Below are 14,149 nucleotides of genomic sequence, written 5' to 3' on the forward strand. Positions count from 1 at the left end.
CTGAACAGGCCGCGCGCCGCCGGGAACGAATCCATGTTGCCAAATGATGTCGCCAACGTTGCCGTAGCCGAAGGTGGGCACGGCGAGCTGGATCTGGGGCCTTTGGCCTGGGTGCTGGACGAATTGCGCAAGTCGCTCGACGGTGCCGTCAAAGCGCTGCGGCGATTCGTCTATGACGCGGAGATTGCGCGTGAGTCCGATCTCGCCACCCTGGACGCCGCTACGTTGCGCATGGCACGCCAGCAGCTGCACCAAGCCAGCGGTGCGCTGGAAATGGTCGGCATGACGGCCCCCGCCCTGTTGCTGCGTGCCATGGAAAATGCCGTGCAGCGCTTTGTGCAGCGCCCCGAACTTTGCTCGGACGACGCCGCAGGGGCCATTGAACGCGCCAGCTTTGCCTTGAGCGAGTACCTTGAAATTGTGTTGGCAGGCAAGGCGGTGTCTCCCGTCGCACTGTTTCCTCAGTACCGCGATGTCCAAGCGCTGACTGGGGCCGAGCGGGTGCATCCCGCCGATCTGTGGCCAGCCGAGCGACGTTTCCGCGAGCCCGATTTTGCGATTTCGCAGCCACCTGTTGCCTATAGTCCCGAAACGCGAAGCCGGCTCGACCAGGCGGTACTGCGTATCGTCAAGGACGGTGATTTCGATGCGGCCCGTGACTTGGCCGATCTGTCACTGGGGCTTGCTGCCTCGCAGGAGGATCGTCAGGGCCGCGCTTTCTGGAAGATATGTGCGGCTTTTTTCGACGCTTTTTCTCGCGGCATGTTTGTGGCCGATGTGTACGTCAAGCGTGTCGCATCGCGCGTCCTCATGCAGTACGCGGCAATGGCGCGCGGGGAGAGCGCGATTGCAGACCGTTTGGTGCAGGACCTCCTGTTCTTCTGCGCCCAGGCCAGACCGAGCGAGGGAGAGTCGCTGCCGCTTCTGGCTGCAGTGCGCCAGTCCTTTGGGCTGCAACGCTTTCAGCCGGTGGACTACGAAGCTCGCCGCTTTGGACGCTTCGATCCTGCAGTTCTTGCTCAGGCGCGCAAGCGCATCGCGGCAGCGGCTGAAACTTGGTCAGCGTTGGCTGGCGGGGATCGCAACAAGCTCAAGCCTGCAGCTGATCAGTTCAGCCTGGTGTGCGATTCCCTGCGCAAACTCAATCGCAATAGCGAAAGTCTCGCGCAGGCACTGACACGCACGCTGGATCAGACAGTGCGCTCGGCCGAGCCGCCCTCAGCCGCGTTGGCTATGGAGGTCGCGACCTCGGTCCTCTATTTGCAGGCTGCACTCGACGAGACGGATACGGCCGACGATCAACTGGTTGCACGCGCAGGGCATCTGGCGCAGCGCCTGGACCGCGTGAGTGCGGGACAGGAGCCAGAGCCTCTGGAGCCCTGGATGGAGGATCTGTATCGCCGTGTCAGCGATCACCAGACCATGGGCAGTGTGGTCGATGAATTGCGTGTCACGCTTGGCGAAGCGGAACGCTCCATGGACCAGTTCTTTCGCAATCCTGAAGACACTGCGCCGCTGGCAGCGGTGCCGGGCCGCTTGGCGCAGATGCGCGGCGTGCTCTCGGTGCTTGGACTCGACCAGGCATCGCTTGCTGTATTGCGGATGCGCGATACGGTCGAGCGCCTGTTGATTGGCGATGTGGTCGACGCCGACGAGCGCAAAGCACTTTTTGAGAAGCTGGGCAACAGCCTGGGCGCTCTGGGCTTCATGATCGACATGCTCAGTTACCAGCGTGCCATGGCGCGCAAACTGTTTGTCTATGACGAGGAGCTGGGCGAGCTTCGATTGATTGCTGGGCGTGCACGCACGCGTGCTACCGACAGCCCAGTCGATGCGGAAGATGTCGCGCAAAAGGTGGAAGAGCGCGCTGCGGTGCCCCTGCCCGATGTGGTTCCCCGGCTTGGTCCGAAAGCACTTTCTGAAGCAATCGTTGCAGAAGTCTCTTTGGAAGTGCCGCCGATTGAAGTTGAGCCAGAGCCAGAGCCGTTTGTGGACGACAGCCAGAAGCCGCTCGCTGAGGGGTCGGCCGAAATGGAAGTCGAACCGGATGCGGCCCAGATTCATGTGCGCGGGCCTGAAGTCGAGGATGAGCTGCTTGAGATATTTCTTGAGGAGGCGCGCGAGGTGGTGGAGAACGGTCTCAATGCAGTGGCCGCTTTGCAGGCCGCGCCTGGCGACCTGAGCGAGCAAACCACCCTGCGCCGTGCGTTCCATACCCTCAAGGGCAGTTCGCGCATGGTGGGGCTGAACAATTTCGGTGAGGCGGCCTGGTCTATGGAGCAATTGCTCAATGGCTGGCTTGCAGAGCAAAAGCCGATGGAGCCTCCTTTGCTGGAGACTTCACGCCAAGCCCTGGACGGTTTTGGTCGCTGGGCACTGGATATTGCCGCCGGCGACGACTCAGCCTGGGATGCAAACGCCTTTCGCAGCGTGGCCGAGGCCATGCGGCTGGACGGAAATGTGCTGCCCCTCGTCCTGCCGGCTGCACGCGACAGTGCCGAAGGCGCCAGTGAGCTGCTTGAGCCGCCTGAGGTGGGAGCCGCTCAAGAGTCGGCTGCGGTGCTCGAGAATCTCCCGCCCACGGCGGACGTGCTTGAAGCGGCAGACGCTGAGCCTGCAGCGCAATTCGACGAATTGCCCGAGCTTGCATCCAGCCAGATTGTCGCTGACGATGAAGCACGCGTGTCTGCCGATACGGCGGATGCGAGCAATTTCTCCGAAGAGCAGATAGCTCTGGATTCCGGCAGCGACATCGATTTCGCCGAGTTTGAAGCCGCACTGGAGGCTTCGGAGGCAGAGGGTGACAAAGGATCCGAATTGTTGAGCGCGTCGGATGGGGCGGTGCGTGACGAAGACCTTGTGCAAGGCAATGGGCCAGCTTCTGATTTGCTCTCCGGTGAAGAGATGGGAGAGCTGCAGCCCGTGGAACGCGCTGAAGCGCCACACGAGGCAGACAGCGACGCCGTCGCTGAGGCCGCAGAACCGTTCCCAGAGATATCAGCGGACCAGTTGCCTCAACGTGATGTGGTCAGCACAGACGACAACGTCAAGGTCATTGGCCACCTCACTATCGGCATCCCGCTCTACAACGTCTATCTCAACGAAGCCGACGAATGGTCGCGTCGGTTGACCACCTGTCTTCAGGAATGGGAGTTGGAACTTCACGAGCGCTTGCCTGACACGGCAGTCGCGCTGGCGCACTCGCTTGCTGGCAGTTCTGCCACAGTGGGCTTCGATGCATTGTCCCAAACCGCTCGGGTGCTCGAGCATGCGCTTGAGCATGTGCAACTGCAGCCTATGGGGGAGCCAGAGCAGGCAGCGGTGTTTCTTCGCGCGGCCGAAGAGGTTCGGCGTCTTTTGCACCAGTTTGCCGCAGGTTTTCTCAAGGAAGCCGACGCACAGGTGCTGCAAGATCTGCGTGATATTTTGGAAACCGAGATCAGCACCACGCTTTCGCCCTCGCTGCCCGATGGAGACGTGCAAGCTGAGGACCGTACGGAGACGGAGCAAGAAGCCCAAGAGCCGCAGTCGCAGGACGACGCGCTTAAGGCACCGGAAACGCATCAGGAGTCGCAAGACCTGGATGAGCTGGACGGGCCGGAGCAGGTGCAAGCGATTGCCCCAACCATGTCTGCGGGACCTCTGGCGGGTACCGTCGTTCCCGCGCTTTCTGTACCGGTGCGCGATCACGATCAGCAGCTCGATGATGCAATCTCCCGGGCCGTAAGCCTCGGGTCGGATCTTGATGACGACATTGATGCCCTCGACGTCATTGATCCCGACCTTTTTCCCATTTTCGAAGAAGAGGCAGCCGAGCTATTACCTCATTTGGGCGGAGCCTTGCGACAGTGGGCTGCGCGCCCCGACAACCTGGGTGCGCGCAGCGAAGTGCTGCGGGCATTGCACACGCTCAAGGGAAGTTCTCGTCTTGCCGGGGCAATGCGACTTGGAGAAATGGCCCACCGCCTCGAGTCTGCCATCGAGGCCCTGGATGCAGAGACCGTTCGCTCCGACGAGATCGAACCGCTGCTGGGGAGCTTCGATGCACTGCAGGCGAACTTCCGGGTACTGCGCGCTGTCGACGGTGAGTTGAAGGACGACGCAGCATCAGAGCTGCTCGCGACCACAAGCCCGCTGCCTAGCCAAGCCTCGCAGGACACCGAAACCCCGAGCAGCCGCGTCCAGCCTTCAATCCTTGTGCGTCCCCTCGGCGCTCCCAAGGCGTCGGCGGCGCGTGCGGCGTCCCAGCAATCGGTGCGTGTGCGCGCCCAGTTGCTTGACCGACTGGTCAATCAGGCCGGCGAGGTCATGATCACCCGCTCGCGGCTGGAGTCGCGGCTGGGGTTGCTCAAAGGTTCGATGGGCGACCTCTCCATCAACCTTGACCGACTGCGCCAACAACTGCGCGACATTGAAGTGCAGTCCGAATCGCAGATGCAGTCGCGTCTGGCCCTGTCAAAAGACAGCGCAGCGGGGTTCGACCCTCTTGAATTCGATCGCTTCACGCGGGTGCAGGAGCTGACCCGAATGATGGCTGAATCAGTCAATGACGTGGCCACTGTGCAGCGCAACCTGCAGCGGGTCGTGGAAGGGACCGAGGATGATTTGATCGCTCAGGGGCGGCAGGCACGGGAGCTGCAGCGCGATTTGCTGCGCACCCGCATGGTGGAGTTCGAGGGCATCGCGGAGCGACTGTACGCAGTGGTGCGCCAGTCGTCGAAGGAAACAGGCAAACAGATCAAGCTCGATATTACGGGCGGCTCCATCGAAATGGACCGTGGTGTCTTGGATCGTATGACGCCTGCCTTCGAGCACCTGCTGCGAAATTGTGTAGCCCATGGCATCGAATCGCCCGATGTGCGCACAGCCGCCGGCAAGCCAGCCATGGGCACGGTCAGTGTGGGTCTGCGCCACGAGGGCAACGACGTTTCAGTTGAGTTCCGGGACGACGGTGCAGGGCTTGATCTGACGGCCATCCGCAACCGTGCAGTTGCGCAAGGACTTATCGCCTCGCCGTCCGATGCCAGCGACGAGGAAGCGGCCAACTTGATTTTCATGCCCGGCTTCACTACGGCAAGTGAAATCACAGAGTTGGCAGGCCGCGGAATCGGAATGGACGTGGTGCGTGCCGAAGTCCAGGCTTTGGGTGGTCGCATCGAAACCCACAGCGAGGCAGGTGCTGGTGCCGCCTTCCGCATGGTACTTCCGCTCACAACGGCGGTGACGCAGGTGGTCATGCTGCGCGCTGGCGAGCTTGCATTTGGCGTTCCGGCCAATGTCGTCGAACTCGTGCGTCGGGTGCCTGTAGCAGATATCGAGGCGGCCTACCAAACAGGTCAATTTGACGTGTCGGGCGAGAGTATTCCCTTCTTCTGGGCGGGGGCGCTTTTGCAGGCGTCCAGGCGCAGTCAGGAAGGTGCCGGCAAGACGCGGCCGGTAGTCATCTTCCGCAGTGCCTCGCAGCGTATCGCCATGCATGTGGACGACGTGCTGGGAAACCAGGAAGCCGTGGTGAAGAACCTGGGGCCACAGCTCTCGCGGCTGCCCGGGCTGGCGGGCATGTCGGTGCTCGCGTCGGGTGCTGTGGTGCTGATCTACAACCCGGTTGCGTTGGCTACGGTGTATGGAGAGCAGCTGCGCAGTCTTCAGGATGCAGAGCTTGTCAGCGAGCCAGGCGCGGGCGCAGCAGCTCCCACAACAGCATTGGCGCCAGCAGGGCAGGTGCCGCTGGTCCTTGTGGTGGACGATTCCATCACCGTGCGCCGCGTCACGCAGCGTTTGCTGCTGCGCGAAGGCTACCGCGTGGCGCTCGCTGCCGACGGCCTGCAGGCGCTCGAACGCCTGCAGGAAGAACGTCCCACGGTGGTGTTGTCGGACATCGAGATGCCGCGCATGGACGGTTTCGATCTGGCGCGCAATATCCGTGCCGATGCCACGCTGCGCGATCTACCTATCGTCATGATCACGTCGCGTATTGCCCAGAAGCACCGCGATCATGCGATCGAACTGGGCGTCAATCACTATCTTGGCAAGCCATACTCCGACGAGGAATTGCTCAGCCTGGTCAGGCACTACGCCCAGGCTGTCACGGACGAGGCGGTGAGCGTTTGATGGGTGGGGAGACGGAGAAGGCTCTGCACGGCGCAGCGGGACCGGTTTTCACCGGTCTGCTCGACCTGCTGTCGGCCATGGTCCGTGAGGAGGCCTCAGACCTGTTCTTGATCGCAGGAGCGCCGCCCACGGTGCGCCGCCACGGGGACTATCTGGCGCTCAAGCACCCCGTTCTGGCGGGGCCGGATATCCAGGCCTTTGCTGCGTCGGTCATGAGTGCAGCGCAGGCGGAGGTATTTGAAAACCGGAAGGAATGCGATTTGGCCCTGCAGGTGCCGGGGACAGGCCGCTTCCGTATCAACGTGCACATGCAGCGTGGACAGCCCGGCATGGTGGTCCGCTATGTTTCGTCGCACATCGCCTCCATCGAAGCCTTGGGTTTACCGCCTGCGGTGCAGCAGCTCGCTTTTCTCAAGCGTGGACTGGTGCTGGCTGTGGGCGCCGCTGGCGCTGGAAAAACTACCACATTGGCGGCGCTGCTTGATCACCGCAATGCGCGCATTCCGGGTCACATTCTCACCATTGAGGATCCCATCGAGTATGTGCATACGCACCAGCGGTCCCTGGTCACGCAGCGCGAGGTGGGGCTCGATACCTTGTCTTACGACGAGGCCTTGCGCCACGCGATGCGCGAAGCGCCCAGCGTGATCATGATCGGTGAAATCCGCGACCGCGAGACCATGCAGCACGCCATGCATTACGCCGAATCGGGCCATTTGTGCGTCTCCACGCTGCATGCCAACAACGCCAGCCAGTCGATTCAGCGCATTCTTAACTTCTTTCCAGAAACGGCGCATGCGCAAATTCTTTTAGACCTTTCGCTGAATTTGAAAGCAGTCATTGCACAGCGCTTGCTGCCGGGCCTACAGACCCGCCAAGTGCCGGCGGTGGAGCTCCTGCTGCTGACCAATTTCGTCGCGGATTTGCTGCAGAAGGGCCAGATTCACGAGATTCGCACGGCACTGGAACGAAGCACCCAGGTGGGGATGTGCACTTTTGATCAATCGCTGTTTGCGCTCTTTGAGCGGGGTGCCATCAGCCGCGAAGAAATGCTGGCCCACGCGGACAACCGAACCGATTTGACGCTGCGCCTGCGTCTTGCTGCGGGCGCGCCCCTGGAAGTGGCCGGCATGCGCATGGCCGACCTGGAGTCCAATTCGGGGCGCGCATCGTCACCTGCGCCTCTGGGCTGACGCGCTTCGCTTAACAAGCGTCGCTGGCCTGTTCCTTCACCACCGCGTAGCGGGCCAGGGTGCGTTCGCGTGCCTGCGCGTGGTCTACGATGGGCAGCGGATAGTTCTCGCCAAGCACCACACCCGCTGCCTGCAAGGCGTCGGCAGGCGCAGCCCACGGCGCGTGGATGTGCTTTTCGCTCAAAGCCGCAAGCTGTGGCAGATAGCGGCGAAGAAAGCGCCCCTGCGGATCGAACTTGAGACTCTGGGTTACCGGGTTGAAGATCCGAAACCAGGGCTGTGCGTCACAACCGCTTGAACTCGCCCATTGCCATCCGCCATTGTTCGATGCGAGTTCGTAGTCATTGAGCCATTCTGCGAAATGGGCCTCTCCGCGACGCCAGTCCAGCCCCAGGTCTTTCACCAGGAAGCTGGCCACCACCATGCGCAGGCGGTTGTGCATGTAGCCCGTCTGATGGAGCTGCTCCATGGCGGCGTCCACCAACGGAAAGCCAGTCCGGCCAGTGCACCAAGCGACCCAAAGAGCCTCGGCCTGCGCGCCAGTCTCCCAGGCAATGGCGTCGTAGGCTGGCTTGAAACTGCGCTCCATGGCGTGGGGGAAGTGCGCCATCAGCTGCAGGTAGAAGTCGCGCCAGATCAGTTCTGACAGCCAGGTAGCGGCCCCCTGGCTGCCCGCCCGCATGCGCTTGTACGCGTCGCGCGCCAGTTCGCGGATCGAGAGGGTGCCAAAGCGCAGATGAACGCCAAGATAGCTCGGGCCTTTGACGGCTGGAAAATCCCGAGCACGGTCATAAGTGTCAATTCGGGCGGTGAAGTCCTGCCATAGCACTTGCCCGCCGGAGGTGCCGGACGGCACCTTCAAGGCGAGTTCTGCGCTGGGTCCGAAGCCGATGGCAGCGAGACTGGGCACACCTTCCTGTGCCCAAGGAGGGCAGGGCGCAAGATTTCCCTGGCCACCGGCTACGGCGTAGGAGGCCAAGAAGTACCCGTCGATCTCGCGCAGCCATGCCTTTTTGTAAGGCGTGAAAACCGTATACGGCGATGCCGCCTGCGTCAGCAATTCGGAGCGCTCAAACACCGTGTGATCCTTGAAGAGTCGCAGTTCACGCCCGTGTTGCGCCAGGGCGGTGCGTACGTATGCGTCGCGCTCGAGTGCCCCCGGCTCGTCGTCCCGGCCGGCGTATACCGCCTGCGCGCCGAGCCTATGGGCCAGCTCAGGCACGGCAGTGCGCGCGCTGGCGTGCAGCACGATCAATCCGACATGGGCATCCTGTGCCAGGGTGCGCAAGGCTTGATCGAGTTCAAGCAGGCTTTCATGGATGAAGAGAACGCGCCGGTCGGCGCGCGGCAGGCGTGAGAGGATGTCTTCGTCAAACACAAAAACGCAATGCACCTCTGAGCACTCGCGCAGGGCATGGTGCAGGGCAGGGTGGTCATGCGCGCGCAGATCGCGCCGGAACCACACCAGTCCGCGGGAAAAGGGAGCAGGCATGTTGAACGTAAAATCGACCGATGTCCGCCGATTTTGCGCCCATGAATTTAACGAACCACTTCCTGATTGCCATGCCTGGCATGCAGGACGCTTCGTTTGCGCGCAGCGTCGTCTATGTGTGCGAACACAGCGAGCGTGGCGCGCTCGGTCTGATCATCAACAAGCCCACCGACATCAACCTTGATGGCTTGTTTGAAAAGGTCGAACTGTCGCTCGGGCGCAGCGATCTGCAGGGCGCGCCGGTGTTTCTTGGCGGACCGGTGCAGACCGAGCGCGGTTTCGTCTTGCACGAACGGGTGCAGCTCGAATCCGACGACGAGCCCGCCTATGCGTCCACCATGGTGATTCCCGGCGGACTGGAGATGACGACCTCCAAGGACGTACTGGAGGCGCTCGCCACCGGCGCCGGCCCGCGCCGCGTGCTGGTGACGCTGGGCTACTCCTCCTGGGGCGAGGGGCAACTGGAATCGGAAATGGCCGAGAACAGCTGGCTCAGTGTCGGGGCCGATCTGGCCGTCATTTTTGATACCCCGGTGGACTCGCGCTACGACAGCGCCCTGGGTTTGCTGGGGCTCGAAGCCTGGCGACTCGCCCCTGGGGCCGGGCGCGCATGACGCAGGGAAGCGCACGCGCAGAGGCGCCGGCGGTTCCCCTCCATTGCCAGAGTTTTCTGGCTTTTGATTTTGGTCTCAAGCGCACCGGGGTGGCCATCGGCACGCGGATGCTGCGCAGCGCCAGTCCACAGCCTACGCTGCGCGCCGAAGGCGAAGCCCGGTTTGCCGCAGTGGCCGAGCGCATTCGCGAATGGCAGCCCGACGCGCTGGTGGTTGGCGTGCCCTACCACCCAGACGGCGCGAGCCACGAGAACACGCGCCGTGCCCAGCGCTTTGCCCGGCAATTGCATGGGCGGTTTCACTTGCCGGTGTTTGAGGTGGACGAGCGCTACAGCACGACCGAAGCGCTGTCGCAAGGCGCGAGGGACGCCGACGCCGCATCGGCTTGCATCATTCTGGAGCAATTTTTGAGGACTCTTCCATGACCACCCGTTCTGCAAGCGACGCTCCGCCGGGCGGCCCGTCGCTCGATGCCGAGGCACTCTACCTGGCGCTTGTCGATGGCGTGCGGGCCCTTCGCCGCTCTGATACGCAACTGGCCGGTATTGCCTCGGGGGGCGCCTGGCTGGCCGAACGCCTGCAGCGCGATCTCGGCCTCGCAGGCGACGCCGGCATTCTCTCGTCGAGCATGCACCGCGACGACTTCGCCCAGCGCGGCTTGGCCGCCAGCACCCAGACGCGCCTGCCCTTCGATGTCAACGGAGCCGACATCCTGCTGCTGGACGATGTGCTGTACACCGGCCGCACCGTGCGCGCCGTGCTCAACGAGTTGTACGACTACGGAAGGCCGGCGCGGGTGCGGCTGGCCGTGCTGGTGGACCGGGGCGGGCGCGAACTGCCTGTGCAGGCGGACTTCGCCGCAGCACGCGTCACGCTGCCGCCATCACAGGCTCTGGCCCTGGCGCAAGGGGAAGCCGGCGGATTCGTATTCGAACTGCGGGAGGCCGAGCCGTGCTGAACCAGCGCAATCCCCAACTCAACCGCAACGGCGAACTGGTGCATCTGCTCTCGGTCGAGGGTTTGCCGCGCGACATCGTTACGCACATTCTTGACACGGCCGCAACCTTTGTCTCGGTCAACGATCGTGAAGTCAAAAAGGTACCGCTGCTGCGCGGCAAGAGCGTTTTCAACCTGTTTTTCGAGAACAGCACGCGCACTCGCACCACGTTCGAGATTGCCGCCAAGCGCCTGTCGGCCGACGTGTTCAATCTCGACATTGCGCGTTCCTCAGCCAGCAAGGGCGAATCCTTGCTCGACACGATCGCCAATCTTTCGGCCATGGCGGCGGACCTGTTTGTGGTGCGGCACAGCGAATCGGGTGCGCCCTATCTGATCGCGCAGCATGTGGCGCCGCATGTGCATGTGATCAATGCCGGCGATGGGCGCCATTCGCACCCCACGCAGGGCCTGCTCGACATGCTGACGATCCGGCATTTCAAGAAGGATTTTTCCAATCTCACCGTCGCCATCGTCGGCGACGTGCTGCACTCGCGCGTGGCTCGCTCGGATATCCATGGCCTGACCACGCTCGGCTGCGCCGAGGTGCGGGTTGTGGGCCCACGCACCCTGGTGCCCGCAGACATGGCGCCCATGGGCGTGCGCGTCTGCCATACGCTGGAAGAAGGGCTCAAGGATGCCGACGTGGTCATCACCCTGCGACTGCAGAACGAACGCATGAGCGGCGCGCTGCTACCGTCCAGCCAGGAGTATTTCAAGAGTTTTGGCGTCACGCCCGAGCGCATGCGGCTGGCCAAGCCGGACGCCATCGTCATGCATCCGGGGCCGATCAATCGCGGCGTCGAGATCCATTCCGCCGTGGTGGACGGGCCGCAAAGCGTGATCCTGCCGCAGGTGGGCTTTGGCATTGCCGTGCGCATGGCCGTGATGTCCATCGTGGCGGGAAATACGGCATAGAAAGCGCACTATTGTTTTGATAGCTTCTGGCGCATGCTGGATAAGCGATAGAGGCCAATTTAGCACAAAATTATGAAGATACTTATCCAGAACGGCCGGGTGCTCGACCCCGCTAGTGGGTTCGACCAGACTTGCGACGTGGCCCTGGCGGCAGGGCGCATCGTCGGCCTAGGACGCGCGCCGGTCGACTTCGCGCCAGCGCGGCGCATTGACGCCGCCGGCTGCCTGGTGTTGCCGGGTCTGGTGGATCTCGCTGCCCGCCTGCGCGAGCCGGGGCACGAACACGAGGGCATGCTCGAATCCGAGATGGCGGCGGCCGTGGCGGGTGGCATTACCAGCCTGGTCTGCCCGCCCGATACCGACCCGGTGCTCGATGAGCCGGGCCTCGTCGAAATGCTCAAGTTCCGCGCTGAAAAACTGCACCAGGCGCGCCTGTTTCCGCTGGGCGCCCTGACCCGTGGCCTGGCCGGAGAGGTGTTGACCGAAATGGCCGAGCTGACCGAATCGGGCTGCGTGGGCTTCGGTCAGGCCGAGGTGGCGCTGGCAAGCAACCAGGTGCTGCAGCGCGCGCTGCAGTACGCCGCCACCTTTGGCTACACGGTCTGGCTGCGCCCACAGGATCTGAGCCTGGGCAAGGGCGTGGCGGCCAGTGGCGCTCTGGCCACCCGCCTGGGTCTGGCCGGGATTCCTGTAGCCGCAGAAACCATTGCCATGCACACCATCTTCGAGCTGCTGCGTGGCACGCAGGCGCGTGTGCACTTGTGCCGCATCAGCAGCGCGGCCGGCGTGGAACTGGTGCGCCGCGCCAAGCAAGAAGGCTTGGCCGTCACCTGCGACATCAGTGCCAACAGCTTGCACCTGACAGAAAACGACATCGGCTTCTTCGACAGCCGCGCGCGCCTCGCGCCACCCTTGCGCCAGCAGCGCGATCGCGACGCGCTGGCGGCGGGGCTCCTGGACGGCACCATCGATGCGCTGGTCTCGGACCACAACCCGGTGGACGAAGACGCCAAAACTTTGCCCTTTGCCGAGGCCGAGACCGGTGCCACGGGCCTGGAGCTGCTGCTCAGCCTGGCATTGAAATGGTCCCAGGATGCTGGCGTGCCGCTGGCGCGCGCACTCGGCGTGGTGACCTGCGAGCCGGCGCGGGTGCTCGGCGGGGCGCTTGGAACCTTGTCCGCCAGCGTTGGCAAGCTGGTGGAGGGTGGCGTGGGCGATGTGTGCATCGTCGATCCGCGGGCCCATTGGACGGTGGCGCCAGGCACGCTGTGCAGCCAGGGCAAGCACACTCCCTTTGGCGGCTACGAACTTCCCGGTCAGGTGCGCTTGACGCTGGTAGGCGGACAAGTCGCGTTCGAACGCGAGTGAGCGCCAGAGTCCTGGAGACCTAGGCCGGCCGGACGGTGGGCGGCAGTGCCTGAAGCGGACATATTGCACGCTTGCGCGGCGCATTCTGCGCCAGCCCTTGCCCCGCAGGCAGTCCGCGCTTATGGTTCGCCCTTTCGCCGGCCCGCAGTCTGCGGGTCTATTCCGACAGGGAGGAACCATGAACATCGTCGAACGCGCCAAATCCATCTTGCTATCGCCCCGGCCGACCTGGGAGGTGATTGATACCGAACAGACCGATACCGCCAGCCTCTACACCGGCTACCTCATGATTCTGGCCGCCATTCCCGCAGTGTGCGGTTTCATTGGCATGTCGATCATTGGCATGGGAATGTTTGGCGTATCCATGCGCGTTCCTTTCTTCGCGGGCCTTGCCAATATGGTTGTGTCGTATGTACTGAGCCTGGTGGGCGTGTACATACTGGCGGTGATCATCGACTTTCTGGCACCTCGCTTTGGCGGTGTCGGCAACCGGCTGCAAGCATTGAAGGTGGCGGTCTATGCCAGCACCTCAGCCATGCTGGGGGGCGTGTTTGCGCTGCTTCCCATGCTGGCCATGTTGAGCGTGCTCACCGGCCTTTACTCTATTTACCTGCTTTACGCTGGCTTGCCGATTTTGATGAAGAGTGCGCGCGAGAAGTCGGTCGGTTATACGGCGCTGGTGATCGTCGCTGCCATCGTGCTCGGCCTGATCGTGGGCGCCATCAATGCGCTCTTCATGCCGCGCGGTGTCGGTCCCTGGGCTTCCGGTGATACGCCCAACGTCTCGGTGCGCACGCCGGGCGGTGAGGTCACCATCGATGGCGGGGGGATCGCTGCCATGCAGCGCAAGATGGAAGAGGCCGCGCGCAGCATGGAGAAGGCCAGTGCGCAGAAAGACCCTGCAGCCATGGCCGCCGCAACCCGCGATGCCACAGCCGCCGCCGCCAGCATGTTGGGTGGTGGCAAGGCCCTGGGCGCGCAAACGCTCAAGGCGGCGCTGCCCGAGCAGCTTGGTGGCCTGGCGCGCACCGGTTTTGAGGTGCAGGATGGTACCGCACTGGGCCTGCCCACCAGTCAGGCCAGCGCCGACTATGGAAGTGGTGAGCGAACGGTGCATGTGGAGATCATGGATCTGGGTGGCCTGGGCGCCATGGCGGCAGCCGCTTTCGGCATGGCCCAGGGCGAAAAGGAAGATCAGCACCATGCCGAGAAGACCTGGCAGGAGGGTGGGCGCACCCTGCACGAGAGCTACGCCAAGGACGGCAGCTCAGCGGAGCGCAAGATGGCGCTGAAGAACGGCGTTTTGATCAGCATTTCTGCGGACAACATGGATATTGCTGCGCTGCGCAGCGTGGCCTCACAGCTCGATATTGCTGCACTGGAGCGGCTCCAGCGCCCCGCCAACTGAATGGGTGCGCCAGCCGGCTTGGGCTGCATGCTGTGTGACCCAGGGTGAC

The 14,149-nt window shown here is 63.2% G+C and carries 8 protein-coding genes and 1 pseudogene; 8 read left to right on the forward strand and 1 reads right to left on the reverse strand.

Going from position 1 to position 14,149, the window contains the following annotated elements:
- Positions 1-33 precede the first annotated feature (33 nt).
- A complete protein-coding gene (locus C6571_RS11210; RefSeq protein WP_106446749.1) occupies positions 34-6,111 on the forward strand; it encodes a hybrid sensor histidine kinase/response regulator in 6,078 nt (2,025 codons plus the stop codon).
- Entirely contained in the window at positions 6,111-7,304 is a 1,194-nt protein-coding gene (locus C6571_RS11215) for a PilT/PilU family type 4a pilus ATPase (protein ID WP_106446750.1), read from the forward strand. Before C6571_RS11210 ends, C6571_RS11215 begins: the two co-directional genes overlap by 1 nt.
- 10 nt (positions 7,305-7,314) lie before the next feature.
- Here C6571_RS11215 and C6571_RS11220 read toward each other — a convergent pair whose 3' ends face one another.
- Entirely contained in the window at positions 7,315-8,796 is a 1,482-nt protein-coding gene (locus C6571_RS11220; RefSeq protein WP_106446751.1) for a cryptochrome/photolyase family protein, read from the reverse strand.
- 20 nt (positions 8,797-8,816) lie between these two features.
- On the opposite strand from C6571_RS11220, the gene C6571_RS11225 reads away from it, so the two are divergent.
- The 6 genes and pseudogenes from C6571_RS11225 to C6571_RS11250 all read left to right on the forward strand — a co-directional run bounded on the left by C6571_RS11225 (position 8,817) and on the right by C6571_RS11250 (position 14,100).
- Positions 8,817-9,410 carry a YqgE/AlgH family protein gene (locus C6571_RS11225; RefSeq protein WP_106446752.1) on the forward strand — a complete coding sequence of 198 codons (594 nt, stop codon included), beginning with the start codon at positions 8,817-8,819 and terminating at the stop codon, positions 9,408-9,410.
- Positions 9,407-9,835, forward strand: a complete 429-nt coding sequence (gene ruvX, locus C6571_RS11230; protein ID WP_106446753.1) for a Holliday junction resolvase RuvX — start codon at positions 9,407-9,409, stop codon at positions 9,833-9,835. Before C6571_RS11225 ends, ruvX begins: the two co-directional genes overlap by 4 nt.
- Entirely contained in the window at positions 9,832-10,368 is a 537-nt protein-coding gene (pyrR, locus tag C6571_RS11235; RefSeq protein ID WP_106446754.1) for a bifunctional pyr operon transcriptional regulator/uracil phosphoribosyltransferase PyrR, read from the forward strand. The genes ruvX and pyrR overlap by 4 nt, the downstream gene beginning before the upstream one ends.
- Before the next feature lie 8 nt (positions 10,369-10,376).
- Positions 10,377-11,324, forward strand: a pseudogene (locus tag C6571_RS11240) (aspartate carbamoyltransferase catalytic subunit); the annotation flags it as partial.
- 72 nt (positions 11,325-11,396) lie between these two features.
- Positions 11,397-12,692, forward strand: a complete 1,296-nt coding sequence (locus C6571_RS11245) for a dihydroorotase (RefSeq protein WP_106446756.1) — start codon at positions 11,397-11,399, stop codon at positions 12,690-12,692.
- 178 nt (positions 12,693-12,870) lie between these two features.
- Positions 12,871-14,100, forward strand: coding sequence for a Yip1 family protein (locus C6571_RS11250; RefSeq protein ID WP_106446757.1), 1,230 nt, complete (start codon positions 12,871-12,873; stop codon positions 14,098-14,100).
- Positions 14,101-14,149: the final 49 nt, after the last annotated feature.

Origin of the sequence: Simplicispira suum (assembly GCF_003008595.1) — a bacterium.
GTDB lineage: Bacteria > Pseudomonadota > Gammaproteobacteria > Burkholderiales > Burkholderiaceae_C > Simplicispira > Simplicispira suum.

What these genes read in the sequence shown, in the direction of transcription:
- C6571_RS11250 (WP_106446757.1), top strand. Translation starts at nt 12,871, where the DNA reads ATGAACATCGTCGAACGCGCCAAATCCATCTTGCTATCGCCCCGGCCG.
- C6571_RS11215 (WP_106446750.1), top strand. Translation starts at nt 6,111, where the DNA reads ATGGGTGGGGAGACGGAGAAGGCTCTGCACGGCGCAGCGGGACCGGTT.
- C6571_RS11245 (WP_106446756.1), top strand. Translation starts at nt 11,397, where the DNA reads ATGAAGATACTTATCCAGAACGGCCGGGTGCTCGACCCCGCTAGTGGG.
- C6571_RS11210 (WP_106446749.1), top strand. Translation starts at nt 34, where the DNA reads ATGTTGCCAAATGATGTCGCCAACGTTGCCGTAGCCGAAGGTGGGCAC.
- ruvX (WP_106446753.1), top strand. Translation starts at nt 9,407, where the DNA reads ATGACGCAGGGAAGCGCACGCGCAGAGGCGCCGGCGGTTCCCCTCCAT.
- pyrR (WP_106446754.1), top strand. Translation starts at nt 9,832, where the DNA reads ATGACCACCCGTTCTGCAAGCGACGCTCCGCCGGGCGGCCCGTCGCTC.
- C6571_RS11225 (WP_106446752.1), top strand. Translation starts at nt 8,817, where the DNA reads ATGTCCGCCGATTTTGCGCCCATGAATTTAACGAACCACTTCCTGATT.
- C6571_RS11220 (WP_106446751.1), bottom strand. Translation starts at nt 8,796, where the DNA reads ATGCCTGCTCCCTTTTCCCGCGGACTGGTGTGGTTCCGGCGCGATCTG.